This window comes from Pseudomonas sp. G11 (assembly GCF_029457515.1).
Classification (GTDB): domain Bacteria; phylum Pseudomonadota; class Gammaproteobacteria; order Pseudomonadales; family Pseudomonadaceae; genus Aquipseudomonas; species Aquipseudomonas gorinensis.
Map to the genome: position 1 here is coordinate 2,716,328 of NZ_CP120377.1, position 19,795 is coordinate 2,736,122.

16 protein-coding genes are annotated in these 19,795 nt (G+C 56.4%); 15 read left to right on the top strand and 1 reads right to left on the bottom strand.

Annotated elements, in window-relative coordinates; genetic code table 11:
• The first annotated feature begins 80 nt into the window (after positions 1-80).
• From P2T68_RS12645 to P2T68_RS12660, 4 genes are read left to right on the top strand one after another with little or no spacing between them, the layout of a single operon-like run.
• Positions 81-1,982: a sigma-54-dependent Fis family transcriptional regulator gene (locus P2T68_RS12645; RefSeq protein ID WP_277379412.1), complete on the top strand. Its 1,902-nt coding sequence runs from the start codon at positions 81-83 to the stop codon at positions 1,980-1,982.
• Positions 1,982-3,700 (top strand): ABC transporter ATP-binding protein, encoded by a 1,719-nt coding sequence (locus P2T68_RS12650; protein ID WP_277379750.1) that lies wholly within the window; start codon positions 1,982-1,984, stop codon positions 3,698-3,700. Before P2T68_RS12645 ends, P2T68_RS12650 begins: the two co-directional genes overlap by 1 nt.
• A complete protein-coding gene (locus tag P2T68_RS12655; RefSeq protein ID WP_277379413.1) occupies positions 3,690-4,367 on the top strand; it encodes a S8/S53 family peptidase in 678 nt (225 codons plus the stop codon). Before P2T68_RS12650 ends, P2T68_RS12655 begins: the two co-directional genes overlap by 11 nt.
• The gene (locus tag P2T68_RS12660) at positions 4,364-5,659 is read left to right on the top strand and encodes a tryptophan 7-halogenase (RefSeq protein ID WP_277379414.1); all 1,296 of its coding nucleotides are present in this window, start codon (positions 4,364-4,366) and stop codon (positions 5,657-5,659) included. The genes P2T68_RS12655 and P2T68_RS12660 overlap by 4 nt, the downstream gene beginning before the upstream one ends.
• A gap of 121 nt (positions 5,660-5,780) precedes the next feature.
• Here the strand turns inward: P2T68_RS12660 and P2T68_RS12665 are convergent, their stop codons facing one another.
• The gene (locus tag P2T68_RS12665; protein ID WP_277379415.1) at positions 5,781-7,271 is read right to left on the bottom strand and encodes an aldehyde dehydrogenase family protein; all 1,491 of its coding nucleotides are present in this window, start codon (positions 7,269-7,271) and stop codon (positions 5,781-5,783) included.
• Positions 7,272-7,722: 451 nt separating this feature from the next.
• On the opposite strand from P2T68_RS12665, the gene peaA reads away from it, so the two are divergent.
• From peaA to P2T68_RS35185, 11 genes are all read left to right on the top strand, one after another.
• Positions 7,723-9,303: a quinohemoprotein amine dehydrogenase subunit alpha gene (gene peaA / locus P2T68_RS12670; RefSeq protein WP_277379416.1), complete on the top strand. Its 1,581-nt coding sequence runs from the start codon at positions 7,723-7,725 to the stop codon at positions 9,301-9,303.
• 83 nt (positions 9,304-9,386) lie between these two features.
• Positions 9,387-10,817 (top strand): quinohemoprotein amine dehydrogenase maturation protein, encoded by a 1,431-nt coding sequence (gene peaB / locus P2T68_RS12675; protein WP_277379417.1) that lies wholly within the window; start codon positions 9,387-9,389, stop codon positions 10,815-10,817.
• A 1-nt stretch (position 10,818) separates the two neighbouring features.
• Entirely contained in the window at positions 10,819-11,142 is a 324-nt protein-coding gene (gene qhpC / locus P2T68_RS12680; protein WP_008027961.1) for a quinohemoprotein amine dehydrogenase subunit gamma, read from the top strand.
• Positions 11,143-11,167: 25 nt separating this feature from the next.
• The gene (gene peaD, locus P2T68_RS12685) at positions 11,168-12,286 is read left to right on the top strand and encodes a quinohemoprotein amine dehydrogenase subunit beta (protein WP_277379418.1); all 1,119 of its coding nucleotides are present in this window, start codon (positions 11,168-11,170) and stop codon (positions 12,284-12,286) included.
• 85 nt (positions 12,287-12,371) lie between these two features.
• Positions 12,372-14,078 carry an AMP-binding protein gene (locus tag P2T68_RS12690; RefSeq protein WP_277379419.1) on the top strand — a complete coding sequence of 569 codons (1,707 nt, stop codon included), beginning with the start codon at positions 12,372-12,374 and terminating at the stop codon, positions 14,076-14,078.
• Positions 14,079-14,248: 170 nt separating this feature from the next.
• Positions 14,249-14,692 (top strand): hypothetical protein, encoded by a 444-nt coding sequence (locus tag P2T68_RS12695; RefSeq protein WP_277379420.1) that lies wholly within the window; start codon positions 14,249-14,251, stop codon positions 14,690-14,692.
• A gap of 37 nt (positions 14,693-14,729) precedes the next feature.
• Complete coding sequence (locus P2T68_RS12700; RefSeq protein ID WP_019818564.1) at positions 14,730-15,758, top strand: IS30 family transposase; 1,029 nt, start codon at positions 14,730-14,732, stop codon at positions 15,756-15,758.
• Between the two features lie 2 nt (positions 15,759-15,760).
• The gene (locus tag P2T68_RS12705) at positions 15,761-17,560 is read left to right on the top strand and encodes a methyl-accepting chemotaxis protein (RefSeq protein WP_277379421.1); all 1,800 of its coding nucleotides are present in this window, start codon (positions 15,761-15,763) and stop codon (positions 17,558-17,560) included.
• A 71-nt stretch (positions 17,561-17,631) separates the two neighbouring features.
• Positions 17,632-18,078 (top strand): OsmC family protein, encoded by a 447-nt coding sequence (locus tag P2T68_RS12710; RefSeq protein WP_277379422.1) that lies wholly within the window; start codon positions 17,632-17,634, stop codon positions 18,076-18,078.
• Between the two features lie 66 nt (positions 18,079-18,144).
• Positions 18,145-18,924 carry an enoyl-CoA hydratase gene (locus P2T68_RS12715; RefSeq protein ID WP_277379423.1) on the top strand — a complete coding sequence of 260 codons (780 nt, stop codon included), beginning with the start codon at positions 18,145-18,147 and terminating at the stop codon, positions 18,922-18,924.
• A gap of 420 nt (positions 18,925-19,344) precedes the next feature.
• Positions 19,345-19,611, top strand: a complete 267-nt coding sequence (locus tag P2T68_RS35185; RefSeq protein ID WP_346772499.1) for a reverse transcriptase domain-containing protein — start codon at positions 19,345-19,347, stop codon at positions 19,609-19,611.
• The last annotated feature ends 184 nt before the right edge of the window (positions 19,612-19,795 follow it).

Genomic DNA, 19,795 nt, shown 5'->3' on the forward strand with positions numbered 1-19,795 from the left:
AGGTGTTAGCGTGATGCTTAGATAAAGCGCCGCGCCTGCGGGAAGAGATAGGCGGACGGATTAGCCAGGAACTGACCAACATGTCCAAGAAAACAATAATAGATAACCTTCGACCCGAAGCCCTTTTGGCTCGTGAAAAGCTGCACAACGATGGGTTCATCCCCGATGGTTTGTTGCGTGCTGAAATTGGTGCGTCGTGGCGACGCAGCATGGAGCATGGCGTGCATTTCAAGGCAGGATACGAGCTGGAGCAGCAGTCCCGTTCGAATGTGGAAGCTTTAACTGTTAGCAACCGCTTGCTGATTGACGCAGCGCTGCCTGCGATCGACTACCTGGCCGAGCGTCAGGGCAAGTCAGGGGTGATTATCCTCGCCAACGCAGATGCCACCATCCTGACTGTCGAAGGTCGTGCCGATCGCCTCAAGGGTATGGGCATGGCGGACATCGCCCGTGGCGCGTGCTGGAGCGAAGCTGCTCGCGGCACTAACGCGTTAGGCACTGCTCTGGTCGAAGCCCGAACAACAATGATTGATTGCGGTGAGCATTTTCTTGATCGCCTTAATCAGATCTCTTGCACGTCCGTTCCGATTTATTGCCCGCAAGGCAATCTCCTCGGCGTGCTTGATCTGACCCGTGAAGGGCCGTTGGGGCGCGCTCAAGAGAGCACCGCACTGCTGTCTATGGCCGTCAGCCAGATCGAAAGTCGGGTATTCAACACCAGTTATCCAGATGAAATAGTCTTGGCATTTCACAGCCGCCGCCAATACCTCGAATCATCCTGGCAGGGGCTGATGGCGGTGAGCCTGGGGGGGCAAGTGCTGGCGGTCAGTGCCCAGGCGTGTCAATTGCTCAATGATCAACGCTCGTCGCTGGTTGGAATGCGTTGCGAGGAATTCCTGGGCGTTGACGGCATGCAACTTTTGTCACGAGCGCATGGGAGTCCGGTAGGTAGCCTAAGGACCGCTAGAGGTGAGTTTTTTTACAAGATTTTGCGTATGCCGCAACGCTCGATCAGCGTTAGCGTACCGTCGCGTAGCACCGTCAAAGTTAACCAGACCCAACCCCAGCTTGAATCTCTGGCCGGTAGCAATAGTCGTTACGCCCGCGCTTTGCGGATGGCTCGTCAGGGCCTGGCTAATGAGTTGCCCGTTTTGCTGCTGGGTGAAACCGGCACTGGCAAAGAAGTCATCGCCCGCGCCCTGCACATGGCTGGCAGTCGCTGTGACAAACCTTTTGTGGCGGTCAATTGCGCGGCAATCCCCGAAGGTTTGATCGAGTCGGAATTGTTCGGCTACCGCGAAGGTGCCTTTACGGGGTCTCGCCGCGGCGGCATGGTCGGTCGATTGCAACAGGCCCATGGAGGCACCTTGTTCCTGGACGAAATCGGCGATATGCCGCTGGCGTTGCAAGCGCGACTGTTGCGTGTATTGCAAGATCGCAAAGTAGCGCCGCTCGGTGCTGGCGAAGAGCAGAGCATAGACATAGCGCTGATTTGCGCCACTCACCACGACCTTAAACGCCAGGTGGAAGACAAGGAGTTTCGCGAAGACTTGTTCTATCGGGTCAACGGCATCAGTGTCTTGCTCCCGGCACTTCGCGAACGCGACGATGTACCGTCACTGGTGACTCAACTGCTGGCCAAGCTTGGGGCACCCGATATGCTGTTGGACGAGGACCTGAGTCGTTTGCTGCTGGGGTATCACTGGCCGGGCAATATCCGCCAACTGGAAATGGTCCTGCGTACTGCACTGGCCATGCGTGAGGCGGGGGAGAGCGTGCTCACTCTCGACCATCTGCCCGACAGTACGCTCGATGAACTCAATGCGAGCGAACGGCCGCCGTCCGGCAGTATCAGGGAGAGTGAACTGGGGCTGATCCGCCAGTCCCTCGACACCCATAAAGGGAATGTCTCGGCTGCTGCTGACACCTTGGGTATCAGCCGTGCGACGCTGTATCGCAAACTCAAACAGTTGCGCTCTTGATGCAGCGCGTCATAGTTCGGCTGATCGACAGCCAAAACCCCGAAGCTCTGAAAGCCGCGCTGAGTTGGCTCTACGGCTTTGTTCGACCCCACAGGTTGGCGATCATCGGTTTGCTCGGGTTGTCGATCTGCGCCTCGCTGCTGGTGCTGGTGCAGCCATGGCTGACCAAACTGCTCATCGACGATGGTTTGTTGGGGCGCGACTTTTCAATGGTGGTTCAGATTGCCGTCCTGATGATTTTCGCCGGTATCACGGGCACGGCACTCTCAGGTGTTAATCGTTATCTGCACACACGCTTGTCCGGACGAATTTTATTCTCGCTGCGGGACGATCTTTACCGGCACCTGCAAACCCTGTCCCCGAGCTTTTACGGGCAGCGGCGCATTGGCGATTTGATGTCGCGACTCGACGGTGATGTCGCCGAGATCCAGCGCTTCGCCGTAGACTCATTATTTTCAGCAGTATCCAGTGTGGTCGGCCTGGTTTGCGCCATAGCAATGTTGCTGACGCTGTCGTGGAAATTATCGCTGCTGGTATTGCTGTTAATCCCTCTCGACATACTCTGGTTACGCTGGATGCGCAGAAAGGTCGAGCGCGATGTGCGGCAGTTACGCGAGCGATCGGCAGACCTGTCTTCGTTTATGGTTGAAACCCTGCCGGTGATGAAATTCATTCAATCGTCGGGTCAGCAGCGACGGGAATCAAGCCGGTTGGAGACACTGGGGCAGGGGTACATGAGCCAACTTCTGCGCCTGCAGATCACCGAGTTTTTCACCCAGGCAGTGCCGGGTACGTTGACGTCATTGTCCAGGGCCTGCGCATTTTTGATCGGCGGTTATTGGGTGGTACAGGGCACCTGGCAACTCGGTGCGCTGATCGCGTTTTCCACCTATCTGGGCATGGCCGTCGGGCCGGTTCAGAGTTTGCTTGGGCTCTATGTTGCTATCCAGCGGATGACGGTCAGTCTCGGTCGCGTCATGGAGTTGCGTGGTGAAGAGCCGACGGTGCTCACCCCCACCACCCCCCAACCGATGCCTGCCAGCGGGGACTTGCGTTTTGATGAGGTGCACTTCACTCACCCCGGCCGTCGAAGCACCTTGTGCGGCATTGATGCGCGGATCCCCTATGGCTTGAAGGTTGCGCTGAGTGGTGGCTCCGGTGTAGGGAAATCGACGTTGATCGACCTGTTGCAACGTCATCATGATCCGCAGTTAGGGCGCGTACTACTGGGTGAAGTCGACTTGCGCGACCTGGACCTGTTCCAGTTGCGCCAGCGCATCGCCGTGGTCAGTCAGGACATCGTGCTGTTTCGTGGCAGCCTTGCCGACAATCTGGCGTACGCAGTGCCAGATGCCAGCCGCGAATCGATCGCGGAAGTCGCGCGCCTGGCACAACTCGACAGCCTGATCGCCTCCTTGCCCGAAGGCCTCGACAGCCCTCTGGGCGAACGCGGCCAACAGTTGTCCGGTGGGCAGAAACAACGCATCGCGATTGCCCGGGCATTGTTGCAGGACCCGCTGATACTGGTACTGGACGAGGCGACCTCGGCGGTGGATGAAGCCACCGAACGTGAAGTGATAGAGGCCATCGACCTTCTGTTTGCCGGGCGCACACGCATCCTCATCAGCCATCGCCCCTCGACCCTGGCCGATGCCGATCTGCGCTTCGAGTTGCTGGACGGTGTGCTCACTTCGAAGACGGTGCCGCATGAAGCCTGAATTGCGCATTGGTGTGGTCGACAGCGGACATTGCGTGGCGCAACAGGTGCGGGTGTTCGCCGGGCGGCGCTTTTCGTTGCTGGACGATGGGCTGGCCGAGAGCGAACTGCTTGACGATCCCCTGGGGCACGGCAGTGCAGTGATCGAAGCCATCGGCCAACGGGCGCCAGCGGCGGTATTTTGTGTGGCTCAGGTGTTCGATCAGCGTGGTGTCACCAGCGCCTTGCAGATAGCTATAGCAATTGACTGGCTGGTGGCGCAGGACGTGCGCTTGATCAACTTGAGCCTGGGTTTGCGCCAGGATCGCAGCCTGCTGCGCGAAGCCTGCGCTTCGGCGGTCGCACGCGGCGTTCTGATCTGTGCGTCCAGCCCGGCCCAGGGCGAGGGTGTATTTCCGGCTAATTACCCCCAAGTGTTGCGGATTACCGGCGACGCTCGCTGCACCGAGCAGGAGTGGTCCTGGCTCGACAGCGCCCAGGCAGACTTCGCCGCTTGTGTGAATGGCAGCTACCCAGGGCAGTCCGGCGCCAGCCTCGGATGCGCGGCCTTGAGCGGGCACATCGCGAGCTTTCTGGTGGAACAACCCCAGGCCAGCAATGCGCAGGTGGTTCATTGGCTGCAGGAGAACGCCCGTTATCGTGGCCCTGAACGGCGCTCGGGCGCATGAAGTCGATTATCGTACTGGGCGCGGGGCCGGCGGGGGCGGCGGTTGCATTGGGCCTGCGCCGACTCGGTTATCCGGTGACACTAATCAGCGAATGGCGGCGGTTTGCGGCGCTGGAAGGGGTCTCAGTCAGAGTGCTCGAGGCCTTGCGTGGCGCGGGGCTGCACCAAGCCCTGGCGGACGCGGCCTTGCCCTCCCAGAGGCAGGTGTCGTGGAACGGCCAGCAGCATGCGCAGAACATCGAATACCTGCTGGATCGTCCCGGCTTTGATCGCGGCCTGCGCGAGGATTTGCGCCTGGCTGGCGTGGCGCTGATCGAGGGCCGAGCGCTGACCGTCAGGACTTCGGTCGCGGGGCATTTGATCGAACTCGAGGGCCAAGAGGCCCTGTCGGCCGACTTTCTCGTGGAAGCCCGCGGGCGTCAGGCCCCAGCGCTCGGCAAGGGCCTGCGCGGCCCCGAGACGGTCAGCCTGCTGAACCGTTGGCAAGGTACGCCGGGGCACACCGCCAGCGCCGTGGAAAGCCTGATGGATGGCTGGGCCTGGATGGCGCGGCGGGCGGACGGTCAATGCTACTGGCAATGGACGGTAGACGTTGCCAGCGCCGGTTTGCCAGGCAAGACACAGTTGCTCGATTACTGTCGCCGACGTCGTGAAACTTCTGAATGGGCCCGGGCGTTTTTCGGCTTGGAGTCAGAGATTGATCTGCAATTGCACGCTCGCAGCAGCACGGCGATTCTCAGCCCACAGGTGTGTGGCGATAACTGGATCCGCGTGGGTGACGCAGCGATGGCGGTGGATCCGTTGTCTGGCAACGGGATTTTCCAGTCGCTGTCTTCGGCGCTGCAGGCACCTGCGGTGATCAATACATTGCTGCACAAACCCGAGCGGGCAGCGCTGGCGCAGCGTTTTCATCAGCAACGGGTGGAGCAGCTGTTCCTGCGTTTCGCACGAATCGGCCGGGATTTTTATGCCGATGAGCAGCGTTGGCTGGATAAGCCATTCTGGCAATTGCGGCGTAACTGGCCGGATGCGGAGGTAGCGCATGCCGAGACGGATTTTGCAGCGTTGCGGATCGAGCGGGCGCCGGTGCTGAGGGACGGTTTTGTCGATGAGGCTGAGGTGGTGATCACGCCGGATCAGCCGCTGGGGATCTGGCATGTGCAAGGGGTGGAGGTGGCGCCGCTGGTGCGACGGTTGAGGATTGAACCTGCTCGGCAAGTACTGGCGCAGTTGTCGGTGGAGCAGGACAGGGTGGTGCGAGGGTGGCTGTTGAGTCAGGGTTTCAAACCCTGATGTCGTGATGATCGGGCAGGCCTCTTCGCCGCCAGGCTCACCCCTACATTGACCGTGCGTGATAACACATTTCCCTGTAGGAGAGAGCCTGATAGCGATGGCGCCCATGAGGCGCCACAGATCAGAGCTTGATCAATACCGATTTGAGCTCGGTGTAATGCTCAATCGCCGCGAACCCCATCTCACGCCCCACCCCGGACATCTTGTAGCCGCCAAATGGCAGCGCGGGATCCAGCGCACTGTGGCAGTTAACCCAGACCGAGCCCGATTTAATTCGTGGAATCATCCGATGTACCGCTCCCAAGTCATTCGACCAGATGCTGGCGCCCAATCCATACGGACTGTCATTGGCCATGCGCAACGCATCGGTTTCATCATCGAACGGAATAGCGACCAGCACAGGCCCGAAGATCTCGTCCTGAACCAGTGAATGCTTCTGATCGACATCAACGATCACTGTCGGTTTGACGAAATACCCGGGGCCGTATTGCTCGCCACCGCAGGCAATCGTCGCGCCACTTTGGCGACCCTTTTCGATATACCCGTAGACAAGGTCCTGCTGGCGCGCGGAAATCAAAGGGCCCATCTCGACAGTTGTATCCAGCCCGTTGCCCATCTTCATGGCGTTGGCGATATCGGCAATATCGGCCACGACATTATCGAAATGCTTGCGTTGCACATATAGCCGTGAACCCGCGCAGCACACTTGGCCCTGGTTGAAGAAAATGGCACTGGCGGCGCCTGCTGCTGCAGCCTTCATCTCTGCGTCCGCCATCACGATGGTCGGTGACTTACCGCCCAGCTCAAGCGTGACGCGGGTCATTGTCTCCATGGCGATCTTGCCGATCTGCTTGCCAACGGCAGTGGAGCCCGTGAAGGTCAGTTTGTCTACCAGAGGGTTATGGGTCAGTGCCGAACCAGCGGTGATCCCGGTCCCGGTGACAACGTTGAACACGCCCTCCGGGTAACCTGCTTCCAGCGCGAGTTCGGCCAGTTTGAGTGCAGACAGTGGTGTTTCATCCGCAGGTTTGAGCACCATCGTACAGCCGGTTGCCAAAGCCGGGCCGAGTTTCCAGCACGCCAGCAACAGTGGGAAGTTCCACGCCACGATGGCGCCGACTACACCCACCGCTTCGCGACGAATGAAGCTGTGGAATTGGTCATTGGGCATCAGCGGAACCGACACTTCTACCGTCGACCCTTCGATCTTGGTTGCCCAGCCTGCCATATAGCGCAGGAAATCGATGGACAGTTGCACGTCCATCACCCGGGCCACGGTCACGCTTTTTCCGTTGTTCAGACATTCCAGCTGGGCGAGAACATCGGCATCACGCTCCATCAGATCGGCGAGCTTCCACAGAAGGTTCTGGCGCTCCCGGGGGCGCGCTCGGGACCAAGCCGAATCATCGAAAGCCTGGCGCGCAGACAGCACCGCCCGGTCGACGTCGTCAGCAGTGGCGCGGGGCACAACGCAGAGTTCTTCCCCAGTGGCGGGATTGCGAAGAGACATAGTCTGACTATCGGCGGCTTCAACCCATCGGCCCCCGATGAGCATGCGCGGAGCTCGTTGAATAAACGCGGTAGTGTTGGGATGTAGGCTCGTAAGCGACATGATTCAACCTCTTTTGTTGGTGTATTGAGGTTCATCGCAATGGTTGTGCCAATTACGGCTTTTTAAAGTTAAAAGCACGAATACTCGGGGGGGGGCTGTTATACGAGCGTTTTTTGGATTCGCCGACTGTCGTATATTGAGACGACTTGAGAAATTAAAGTCATTCTCGTGAAACAGTTCACCAAGGGACATGTGCGGGCAACACGGTAATTTGCATATCTCAGAGTGAAACAGTTGTCGCGAAGTAAAACAGTCTGCTGCAGCAGTTGAGTTGCCAAATAACCTTGTCGTTACCGATACGCCGCCTATCTAGCAAAATATCAAAAGTTGGCACGGTCTGTGTATTCACCACTTCAGACGCGCTTTGTTTCTGCCTGCTGCAAGTCGCTGGAACAGAAATCGCATACACGTAATTTAAAAATAAGAATACACCGTGCGAGGTTCGACGTTGATGAAGAGAAAACTCCGATCAGGCCTGAGCGCCAGTCTGCTGGCCGTGGCCGCTTGTGTGGCGCTGCATTCGCCTTACAGCCTGGCAGCTCGCGACGCCCAGACCATCCTCAAGGAAACCTGTCAGGGCTGTCACACCCCCGAAGCCGATAACGCCCTGAGCCGTATCAGTCATCAGCGCAAAACGCCGGAAGGCTGGCTGATGAGCATCGCCCGCATGCAGACCATGCATAGCTTGCAGATCAGCGATGAAGATCGCCGAACGCTGGTCAAGTACCTGGCCGATACCCAGGGGCTGGCGCCTAGTGAGACGGACGGCGTGCGTTATGCGCTGGAACGTCGCCTCAATACTGTCGAAAAATTCGACGACCAGACCAGCCAGATGTGCTCTCGCTGCCACTCGGGCGCGCGGGTCGCTCTTCAACGCCGTCCGGCGAAGGAATGGGAGGAGTTGGTTAACTTCCACCTCGGGCAGTGGCCATCGCTTGAGTACCAACTGTTAGCGCGCGATCGTGAGTGGTTCGATATTGCCCGCAAGGAGATGGTCCCACTGTTGGCTGAACGCTACCCGCTGGACAATCCGGCCTGGAAAAAATGGTTGAGCAGTGCACCGAAAGCCGAAGCCTTTGTCGGTGACTGGAGTTTCAGCGGCCACCTGCCGGGCAAGGGCGAACTGTCTGGCGTCATGAGCGTGACACCCGATGCCAGCGACACGTTCAAGGTCAGCGTCAAAGGCCAATACGCCGATGGCAGCCCATTCAACGGCGAAGGCAGTGCAATCCTCTACACCGGCTACGAATGGCGCGGCAACGTGACCATCGACGGCGTGGCCATGCGCCAGGTGTTCGCCGCGCAAGGAAATGCGATGCAAGGCCGGATGTTCGAAACCGAGCACGATGAACGTGGGCTGGATTTCGTCGCGGCCAAGCAGGGCAGCAGTCGTTTGCTCGCGGTGCAGCCGGGTTATGTAAAGGCCGGCAGCGAGACTGAAGTGAGCCTGATCGGCAGCGGTCTTGATGGCAAACCGAACTTTGGCAAAGGCGTGGAAGTGGTCGAAGTGCTTGAGCAAAGTTCTGGGCGCATACGCGTCAAGCTCAAAGCCTTGGCCACTGCTCAGCCGGGCCTGCGAAACGTCACCGTTGGTACGCTGAAAGGCCCGACACTGTCGGTCTACAGCAAAATTGCGGAAGTCAAAGTCGTTCCCGAGTTCTCGGTGGCGCGGATCGGCGAGGGCGGTGGCTCGACGCCGAAAGTCCAGGGCCGTTTCGACGCGGAAGCCTGGGGCAAGGGCGCTGACGGCAAGCCGTACCGCATCGGCGTGTTCCCAGCGCAATGGAAAGTCGAGGCCTTCGACGACCGTGCCAAGGAAGACGAAGACGTCAAGTTCGCCGGCACCATGCACGCCGACACCGGCGTGTTCACTCCGGGCGATGCGGGGCCAAACCCGCAGCGCAAAATGTCCACCAACAATGCCGGCAACCTGAAGGTCATTGCCGCCGTCGACGATGCAGGAAAATCCCTGACCGGCGAAGGCCACATGATCGTCACCGTGCAACGCTGGAACAATCCACCCATTCCTTGAGTTGGCCTGAGAGCAATGGCTTCAGACACTTTTTCGGAATGATCGCAGGCCCCGCCAAGCGGGGTTTGCACAGGAGGTTTGCAATGGGCGCTATCTTGAATCTGGTCGAGCGGAACTTGCACGAAGTGCACGTCGATGCCGACCGTATGCTGTTCCATATTCCCAGCAGTTCGCTGTTCGCCAGTGATGAACTCACGGGCACCATCATCGACACCTTGCGCGGCCCGGGTTGTTCATCGGATGACTTGATCCAGCGCCTCGCCGCACGCTTCAACGGCGAAGAAATCACTGAGACCCTGCGTGAGCTGATGGCCCTTGAACTGGTCAGCGACGGCTCGCCGCTGACCCCCGACATCGGCACCAAGCGGGTCGAGCGCACGGCAATCAATACCGTGGTGCTCAACGTCAATACCGGCTGCAATCTGAGCTGCACCTACTGCTACAAGGAAGACCTGGACAAGCCGTCGGCCGGCAAGAAAATGGACGTCGAAACCGCGGTCGCCTCGGTGGAAATGCTGCTGCGCGAATCGCCGGACGAAGAGCGTTTCACCGTGGTGTTTTTCGGTGGCGAACCGCTGAGCAATCGCAAGCTGATCGAGTACATGGTCGATTATTGCGAGAAGCGTTTCCGCGAGGCGGGCAAGTTCGTCGAGTTCGTCATGACCACCAATGCGACGCTGCTCACCGAAGAGACCGTGGACTACCTCAACGCCCACCGTTTCGGCCTGTCAGTCAGTATCGACGGACCAAAAACCGTGCACGACCGCAACCGCATCACCGTGGGCGGGCAGGGCACGTATGACGTGGTGCGGCGCAAGGCCGAAATGCTGCTGTCGCGCTACAACAGCCGTCCGGTTGGCGCTCGGGTGACCTTGACCACTGGCGTGACCGACGTCGAAACCATCTGGGATCACCTGTTCAACGAACTGGGGTTTGCCGAAGTCGGGTTTGCCCCGGTGACTTCCGGCGACATCAGCACCTTCAACCTGTCCAGCGACGAGCTGATCGAAGTCTTCGCCAGCATGAAGAGGCTTGGTCGGCGTTACCTGGAAGCGGCGCTGGAACACCGCAACATCGGCTTCTCCAACCTGCACCAGTTGATCACCGACATCCATGAAGGCCACAAAAAAGCCCTGCCGTGCGGTGCCGGGTTGAAGATGCTGGCGGTGGACTACAAGGGTGAGCTCAACCTGTGCCACCGCTTCACCGGCTCGTCGTTGCCGACCTTTGGCAACGTCCACACCGCCGTGAAACAGGTCGAGTTGAACGACTTCCTGTCCCAGCGTCTGGATCGCACCAACACCGGCTGCGAAGATTGCCAGATCCGCAACCTGTGCTCCGGCGGCTGCTACCACGAGAGCTACGCCCGGTACGGCGACCCGACCCACCCGACCTATCACTATTGCGAACTGATGCGTGACTGGGTCGACTTCGGCATCGAGGTCTACACCCGGATCATGGCCAACAACCCTGCGTTTATCAGCAGCTACATCACTCCGCGCAAGGCTCACTGATATGAAACATCTCAAGGCAATCAATAACAAAGCGTTGAAACTCGATGAGGCTGCGGCCGAAAACCGTATCGAAGAAGTGGTGGCGATGAGCTCCGTCGCGGGCTGCGCCTCGACCACCGACCCGGGTTGGGAGATCGATGCGTTTGGCGGTGTGTCGTCGCTGTGCCAGCCGATGGAAGCCGACCTTTATGGCTGCTCCGACCCATGCTGGTGGCCGGCCCAGGTGCCGGACATGATGAGCACCTACCCGGACTGGAACAAGGATGCCCAGGCGTCCAACGACAATTGGCGCAACCTTGGCACTGTCTTCCCTAAAGACAAGTGATCGGACAGACAAGAAGGATTCCAGCATGCCTAGCATCAAAGCCTGCGGCCTGGCCGCGTTCGCCGTCCTGAGCGTCTGTTCGTTCAACGTTCTGGCCGATGAGACCACCCCACTTAAAGCCGGTCACGAGTACATGGTGACCCCTAACTACCCGAACAACCTGCACGTTATCGACTTGGCCACCGATACAGTGTTGAAGACGTGCAAGATGCCCGACGCCTTTGGCCCGGGCACCGTTCAGTTGTCGCCGGACCGCAAGACCGCTTACGTGCTGAACAACCACTACGCCGATGTCTACGGGGTCGAACTGGACAGCTGCAAGCAGGTGTTCCACGCCAGCATCAGCCAGCAGCCGGGTGAGAAAGCCAAGTCGATGTTCGCTTTTACGGTGAGCCATGATGGCAAGGAACTGTTCATTGTTGCTAATCCGACATTGATGCTCAACGACCGCTATGTGGTGCAACAACCGCGACTTGATGTGTACGCCACCGACGCCGGCATGAGCGCCAAACCTGTACGTAGCTTCCCGGCACCTCGGCAGTTGACCATCATGCAGAGCGGCGAAGACGGCACGCTGTATGTAGCGGGTGCGGACATCTTTAAGGTCGATGTGAAAACCGGAAAATTCGATGTGCTGATTCCTAGTCGCCATTGGAAAAGAGCCAACTACAGTGCGCCGGACGTGCTTTACGTGTGGAACCAGCAGACCTACCGGCATGACTTCTCGCTGCTCTACACCGCGGCGAAATACAAGGACAAGAAGCAGGACCCGGCCACCGCAGAGTATGTCTATGGCCAGTTCAGTGTCGACCTGAAGACCGGCAAGACTGAGATCAACGATTTTGGCCCTCTGACCGAAATCTACTTTACTGGCATGCGCTCGCCGAAGGACCCGAATCTGATGTTTGGCGTGCTGAATCGCCTGGACAAGTACGACATCAAACAGAAGAAAAGACTTCACTCTGCCACGCTCGATCATTCCTATTATTACGTAGCCTTCAACAAGGATGGCAGCAAAATTTATTTGTCAGGCACGCTCAATGACATCGCTATTTTCGATGCCGATAGCATGAAAAAGATCGGAAATATCAAACTACCTGGAGGTGATATGGCGTTGAACTCCTCGCAAATATTTATTCGTTAAAAGTTCGCTATCAATAATAAAAATGATGGGGGCTGTTGCGCTGTGATTCGCAACGGCTGCCCTGGTTGGATAGAAGGGTTTTGATATGAATCTTCCGAGCTACAGCAGTGGGCCGCAGAGCAAGCCATTATTAGCAATGACCATCGGTGCGGCCTTCGACCTGGCTGTCGAGCGTTTTCCCGAGAGAGAGGCTCTGGTTGTGCGGCATCAGGAACTGCGTTACACCTGGAAGCAACTAGCGGAAGAGGTGGACCGTTGCGCACAAGGGTTGCTTTCACTGGGGCTTGAAGTGGGCGAGCGCGTCGGTATCTGGTCGCCTAACTGTGCGCAGTGGTGTATTGCTCAGTTTGCAACCGCAAAAGTGGGTGTGGTGCTGGTTAATATCAATCCCGCCTATCGTCCCAGCGAGATTGAATATGCGCTGAAGCAATCCGGTTGTCGTTGGCTGATTTCTAGTGACGTTTTCAAAAGCTCCAATTACCACGAAATGCTTTATACGCTGTTGCCGGAGTTAAAATCTTGCGACTCTGGCGCCATAAAAAGTGACAAGCTACCGGAGCTACGTGGGGTCATCACTCTCAGCGAGCAGCCAGCGGAGGGTATGTTGTCCTGGACCGATCTGCTGGGGCGTGCCGCTATGGTTGGCCGTCAGAAACTGATTGAGTGCGGAATGCAGTTGCAGTTCGATGATCCGATCAACATTCAGTACACCTCAGGTACGACGGGGGCGCCCAAAGGCGCAACACTTAGTCATTACAGCATTCTGAATAACGCTTATATGGTGGGAGAAAGTATGCGTCTCACCGAGCATGATCGTCTGGTAATTCCTGTTCCGCTCTACCATTGCTTCGGCATGGTGATGGGGAACCTCGGTTGTATGACTCATGGCAGTACGATGATTTATCCCAGCGCTTCTTTTGAGCCGTTGGCGACACTTCGAGCTGTGGCAGAAGAACAAGCGACCGCCATGTTTGGCGTGCCTACCATGTTTATTTCCATGCTGGATCATCCCGAACGTACGGCTTTGGACCTGAGCAGCCTGCGCACAGGTATAATGGCCGGCTCCACATGCCCCATCGAAGTGATGCGACGGGTCATCGAGGACATGCATCTTACCGAGATGCAAATAGCTTATGGCATGACCGAAACCAGCCCTATCTCGACGCAGACCGGGCCTGAGGACGATTTTACCCACCGCATAACCAGCGTCGGGCGCACTCAGCCACATTTGGAAAGCAAGATCATCGACGAGCACGGCAGGATAGTTACATGCGGGCAAATCGGTGAACTCTGCACGCGCGGATACAGTGTGATGCTCGGCTACTGGAACAATCCTCAAGCGACCACGGCTGCCGTAGATGCAGCCGGTTGGATGCATACCGGGGATCTCGCAACCATGGACGAGGAGGGTTACATCAACATCGTCGGACGTAACAAGGACATGATCATTCGCGGAGGTGAAAACGTTTATCCGCGAGAGGTCGAAGAATTCCTTTTTACTCATCCAGCGGTGGCGGATGTGCAAGTAATCGGTGTACCAGATGAAACCTACGGAGAGGAGATTATAGCCTGGGTTAAACTACATCCCGGCCACCTGGTGGACACTGAATCCCTGCGCGACTATTGCAAGAATAGAATCGCTCACTTCAAGATCCCGCGAAGCTTCAAATTGGTTGACGAATTCCCCATGACCATCAGTGGCAAGATACAGAAGTTTCGTATGCGGGAAGTCAGTATCGCTGAACGTGAAGCAACCGCGTCAAAGGAAGCTGTTCTCAGTACAAGTAAATAGGGCTGGCTGCAGTATCGCAATTGAGTAATGTGCAGTCAGTCATGACCGTTACCGTAACTTTCGAGCCTGAAGCGTGCTATGCGCATATAGCACGCTCTGGTTTAAAGTCGCCTGCGACTTAGTAGGTGTCGACAGTAGCGCTCGGAAGATTGTGCCTATAAAGAGGACGTTTGCTTTTGTTTTCGAATCGATTACCTATTCTATGGAAAATTACGCTATTGGCGGGCTTCTGTCTTTTGGCGGTTGTTGCATTGCTGGTAGGGCATGCGGTCTATCGAATGAACGCGGACACCTCTTTCGTAAAAATGAGTGTGGCTCAAATGCTAGAAACATCCGCTCGGGAGCGGATGAAAAAAGAAGCCGATGTGCAGGCTCTCACGATCAAGAATTATATGATGTCGTCCTACCAGGAAGGCCTCAATTTCTCTCGACAAGTTGTGCTGCAGCGCAGGCAAGCGCACGCACTGAAATTAAGCCCGCAGGCCCTGCGAGAGAATCTCCATCATCAGGTCAAGCAGGCATTGGAGGCCAATCCGCAACTGCTTAGCCTCTATATAGTGTTCGAAAAAGACCAGGTCGATGGCAATGATAAATCCGGCGGCCGCGAAAACTGAGTGCAACACCTGACCTTTCCGGTACGGTGCTGCCCCTATGTCCTATTCCGAACTCAGCGTCGAAGAGCGCGCCATCATTCAACTCAGTCAAGCTCAAGGCTTCAGCCTGCGCGGCATTGCTCGCCTGATTGACAGGTCGCCCTCGACCATCAGCCGAGAGCTGAAGCGCAATCGAGGCAGTAGTGGTGCTTACTCGGCCCGCTGCGCCCAGCAACAGATGAACATTCGGCGCCAGGTTTGTCGCCCCAAGCGCAAGCTTGTGCCGGGCAGCGAGCGCTTCGAACTGGTGGCCCACATGCTGCGTAAGCGTTTGTCTCCCGAGCAGATTGCCGGCAAGCTGCGCAGCATGACCATACCCAACCTCAGAGATGCCTACGTCTGTCGTGAGACGATCTATAACGCGATCTATGCCTTGCCGGTCGGCGAGTTGCGCAAGGAGCTGATCGTCTGCCTGCGCCAAGGCAAGACGACGCGCCGGCCGCGCTCTGGTGGCGTGGATCGGCGCGGCCAGATCCCTGAGATGGTCAGCATTCATGTTCGCCCGCCAGAGATCGAAGACCGGCTGATGCCGGGGCATTGGGAGGGCGACCTGATCAAGGGTAAGGCCAACGCCTCGTCGGTAGGCACGTTGGTGGAGCGCACCAGTGGCTACCTGATGCTGATGAAGATGAACGACGCAACGGCGACCTCGGCGATGGAGGGCTTCAGTGCAGCGCTCAACAGCATGCCGCTGGCGATGCGCAAGAGCATGACCTACGACCAGGGCCGGGAGATGGCGCGGCATGCTGAAATCACCCAGCAGACAGGGGTCGCTATTTACTTCTGCGACCCGCACAGCCCCTGGCAGCGCGGTAGCAACGAAAACATCAACGGCCTGATCCGCCAGTACCTGCCCAAGGGGACTGACTTGTCGGTACACAGTCAAGAGCAATTGAATGCCATCGCCTTGGAGCTGAATATGCGCCCCCGTAAACGCTTCGATTTCAAGTGCCCGATCGAAGTCATGGGCGAGGTGATGCAGGAAGCCATGGCTATGCGGCATCATGCTCCAGCTTCAAATCAATAACCGTGTTGCACTCAGCTTCTGCAACCGCCTCCTTTATTGACCATGGCGATGTAGGGAGTAACGAGAAAGGTCGTTTTGCGCCTTATTGGATACGGCGCGAAGGTCGCGTCAGTGCTCAGGTGATATCCGAAGCTCTGATTTCCGACACCACGCCTATGCTGGATGGTTCTCCTTTTAATCAGTGGCTCAATTGTCCAAGAGAAACGCTTAAGGCGTGCTTGTTAAATCCCTATTTCGACGACAGTACCGGCCAGCGGATATTAATAACGACCTTGGCGTTCCCTGTCATAGAAGACGGTAAGGTGCTGGCGATTATCGGTATGGACATCAGTCTGGATAATCTTCAACAACTCGCTACTGTTGGCAGCCACGATCTGTATCAGGGGAGGGGCGCTGTCAGCATTGTCAGCTCCGCGGGTCTGCTCGCTGCGCACAGTCGTGATAGAAGCTTACTCGGACAACGCCTTGAAGAGGTCTACCCGGAGAATGGCGAAGTCTTACTGGCATTGCAGCGGCTTGGGAAAGCATCCGAGCAACAGGGGCAGGATAATTTACAGTTGATTGCGCCAGTGATGCCTATTCCCAACAGCGAGCCTTGGGCGTTACTGCTGGATGTTCCCATGCAGTCTCTTTTGGCCCCGGCCTTGTTGTTGCAGCAAGATTTGGATAACCGCAACGCAAAAGGTGCAGTGCTGGAATTAGCGCTCGGCGCCGCTGCAGCAACTATTGGCTTGATATTGGTTTGGCTGACGGCGTTAGGCGTGACCCGACCGATTTTACGTGTAGCAGACATGCTCAAAGACATTGCTGTCGGCGAAGGAGACCTTACACGCCGTTTGGTTTATACGCGTCAGGATGAGCTCGGCGAACTGGTTGGCTGGTTCAACCGCTTCCTCGATAAGCTTCAACCCGTGATCGCCGAGGTAAAACGCTCTGTTCAAGAAGCCCGTAATACCGCCGATAAGTCCGCCATCATTGCAAATCAAACCAGTTCGGGTATGCAGCAGCAATACAGAGAAGTGGATCAAGTTGCGACTGCATCCCAAGAAATGACCGCTTCAGCCCATGAGGTTGCGCGCAGTGCTGCGCACGCTGCCGATGCAGCACAAGGAGCCGACTTGGCGACCTTGGAGGGCCTTGAGGTTGTAAACAACACCTCAACTGCCATCGAGCATTTGTCTCACGAGATGAGTGCGGCTATGGAAGAGATACGAGATTTGACTAGCCGGAGTGACCAGATCAGTTCAGTGCTGGATGTAATACGTGCCATTGCCGAACAAACCAATTTGCTTGCGCTAAATGCCGCCATTGAGGCAGCGCGTGCAGGCGATGCGGGACGAGGCTTTGCGGTCGTCGCCGATGAGGTACGAAACCTGGCCCGACGTACTCAGAGTTCTGTCCAAGAGGTTCGCTCGGTAATTGAGGGGCTGCAGCAGCGAACCAGGGATGTTGTCAACTCGATGCATAGTAGCCATAGCAAGGCTCAAAGCAGTGTCGGACAGGTGGCATTGGCCGTGGCCGCTTTGCAGCGCATTGGTGCTTCGGTATCCATCATCACCCATATGAATTTGCAAATAGCCAGCGCCGCTGAGGAGCAAAGCATTGTAGTTGAAGAAATTAATCGTAACGTCGCAGCGATTCGAGATGTGACCGAATCGCTCTCTGCGCAGGCGCAGGAATCGGCAAAAATAGGTAATACTTTGAACGGCTTGGCTAACCATCAACAGGCACTCATGGATCAATTCGTAGTGACTCCCATTACCGCCGATAACCTTTTTGCCAAGGATATTTGTAGGCGATAAGATAAGGTTGTCGCATACGGCTATTGTGCTTGGTGTGTAATTTGATTAATTATCAGGTTTGAGGAGAAGATATGTCTCAACATATTGCTGAAATTAGCTGGGAAAAAGATACTCACACTGATGACGCTTCTACCTACTCACGCAATCACGTTGCTCGGTTTGAAGGACAACAGAAATTAAACATTTCTGCCGGAGTTGAATACAAGGGCGATGCATTATGTGCGGATCCTGAGCAGCTTTTGGTCACTGCCGCCGCTAGCTGTCACATGCTTTTTTTCTTGGCAATCGCTGAGCAACAGGGATTCCTTCCCGAGTCCTACAGCGATACTCCTGTAGGTTACCTTGAGAAAACCGATGGAGGCGGGTTGGAAGTCACCTTGATTAAGCTTTATCCAAAAATTGTATTTTCTGGAGAACACCAGCCTGGTGAAAGCGCTATTGCCCGTATTCATGCAGGCGCACATAAAAGATGCTTCATAGGGAACTCTATAAAAGCGAAAATTACGGTATGTAATTAATCCTGAGTGAATAAACTGACCTGCGTAGATAGCTGAAATAGTCCGCAGGAATGAAGGTGATGATACATGTCCAATATTGATGAGGTAGTCTTAAGCGAGCGTCGAAACGACGTTGTGACATTGTGGCTTAACCGGCCGCAGCAGTACAACGCACTATCGGAAGAAATGCTGACTGTGCTGAAAGAAAAATTAGACATGATTGCATTCGACTCCAGCATTCGCTGTGTCATCTTGGCCGCTAAAGGCGATGCATTTTGCGCAGGTCACGATTTGCGCGAAATGCAGCAAAAACAAAATATTGTTTTTTACCAGAACTTATTTGGTTTGTGCAGCGATGTGATGCTTAAAATTCAGTCGTTACCTGTGCCTGTAGTTGCTCGAGTACAAGGGCTAGCGACTGCGGCAGGCTGCCAGCTTGTAGCGAGCTGTGACTTGGCGGTTGCCACGCGTGGTGCCCGCTTTGGAGTTTCAGGTATAAATTTAGGGCTGTTCTGCTCTACGCCATCTGTTGCGCTTACCCGGAATATTTCCGCTAAGCGAGCCTTTGAGATGTTATTTACCGGAAAATTTATTGACGCACATACCGCGGTGGATTGGGGTTTGATTAACCAGGCCGTCGAAGGTGAAGTGCTTGATGGCGCAGTGGAAGTTTATACTTCTGCGATATCGTCCAAGAGCCCCACAGCCATTCGGTATGGTAAGTCGATGATTTATCGTCAGCAATCGATGTGCGTCGAGGATGCATATTCATATGCAGCTAAAGTCATGGCGTGTAATGCCATGGAGGATGAAGCCATCGAAGGTATTGCCGTTTTCCTGGACAAGCGTCCGGCTGACAATAAATAGCGACTTGATTAGGGCGAAAATATGATGTTTTGGAGCATCTTATGGAAGCCTCCTAAGCAATGTTTTTTGCTCAAGCTATCTCAAGGCGAGGTGAGAAGTACGCGGGTTGGACAGGGCAGGGGACGTCAGGGCCTAGCTTCGGCTGAAGCACGGTTGTTCCACCGCTGTCTGTCGATTGCGAGTGCGCAGCTCTGCGAGTGGTACGCCGAACACGGCCCTACGCTGTCCGCGCTCCCAGGCACTCAGTAGTTCGACAGGGTCGGCTCTGTCGCGCTGCCAGAGTTCGAGTGTCCCGACTCTGCCATCAGGCTAACCGATTTGTACGCAGGGCTCCACGGTGGAGCCTATCGAGCAACGCCATCGCGGCGGGTCGACATTCCCAAAGCCGGTGGCAGGCAACGCCCGTTGGGTATTGCCTCAATGGAGGACAAGATCGTACAGCAGGCGGTCGTTAGCGTTCTGAATGCAATCTATGAAGAGGACTTTCGGGGATTCTCGTACGGGGTTCGGCCGCGACTTAGTCAGCACGATGCGCTGGATGCGTTGACGGTAGCGTTGAAGGGCCAGGAGGTGAACTGGATATTGGATGCGGATATCACGTCGTTCTTTGATGAGATCGACCCTGAATGGATGCTGATATTTCTGGGGCACCGGATTACAGGCCGGCGCCTGCTCAGGCTTATCTGAAAATGGCTTCAGGCGGGTTTTATCGAAGATGGCCCTAGGATGGCTGCGACCAAGGGGACGCCTCAAGACGCAGTGATATCGCCGCTGGCGAATATCTATGTTCATTACGTGCTGGATCTGTGGGCACGCCCGTGGTGATGTAATTATTGTGCGTTACGCGGACGACAGCGTGGTGGGTTTCACG

Coding starts and splice junctions, on each gene's coding strand:
- P2T68_RS12645 (WP_277379412.1), top strand. CDS start 81: ATGTCCAAGAAAACAATAATAGATAACCTTCGACCCGAAGCCCTTTTG.
- P2T68_RS12650 (WP_277379750.1), top strand. CDS start 1,982: ATGCAGCGCGTCATAGTTCGGCTGATCGACAGCCAAAACCCCGAAGCT.
- P2T68_RS12655 (WP_277379413.1), top strand. CDS start 3,690: ATGAAGCCTGAATTGCGCATTGGTGTGGTCGACAGCGGACATTGCGTG.
- P2T68_RS12660 (WP_277379414.1), top strand. CDS start 4,364: ATGAAGTCGATTATCGTACTGGGCGCGGGGCCGGCGGGGGCGGCGGTT.
- P2T68_RS12665 (WP_277379415.1), bottom strand. CDS start 7,271: ATGTCGCTTACGAGCCTACATCCCAACACTACCGCGTTTATTCAACGA.
- peaA (WP_277379416.1), top strand. CDS start 7,723: ATGAAGAGAAAACTCCGATCAGGCCTGAGCGCCAGTCTGCTGGCCGTG.
- peaB (WP_277379417.1), top strand. CDS start 9,387: ATGGGCGCTATCTTGAATCTGGTCGAGCGGAACTTGCACGAAGTGCAC.
- qhpC (WP_008027961.1), top strand. CDS start 10,819: ATGAAACATCTCAAGGCAATCAATAACAAAGCGTTGAAACTCGATGAG.
- peaD (WP_277379418.1), top strand. CDS start 11,168: ATGCCTAGCATCAAAGCCTGCGGCCTGGCCGCGTTCGCCGTCCTGAGC.
- P2T68_RS12690 (WP_277379419.1), top strand. CDS start 12,372: ATGAATCTTCCGAGCTACAGCAGTGGGCCGCAGAGCAAGCCATTATTA.
- P2T68_RS12700 (WP_019818564.1), top strand. CDS start 14,730: ATGTCCTATTCCGAACTCAGCGTCGAAGAGCGCGCCATCATTCAACTC.
- P2T68_RS12710 (WP_277379422.1), top strand. CDS start 17,632: ATGTCTCAACATATTGCTGAAATTAGCTGGGAAAAAGATACTCACACT.
- P2T68_RS12715 (WP_277379423.1), top strand. CDS start 18,145: ATGTCCAATATTGATGAGGTAGTCTTAAGCGAGCGTCGAAACGACGTT.
- P2T68_RS35185 (WP_346772499.1), top strand. CDS start 19,345: ATGGAGGACAAGATCGTACAGCAGGCGGTCGTTAGCGTTCTGAATGCA.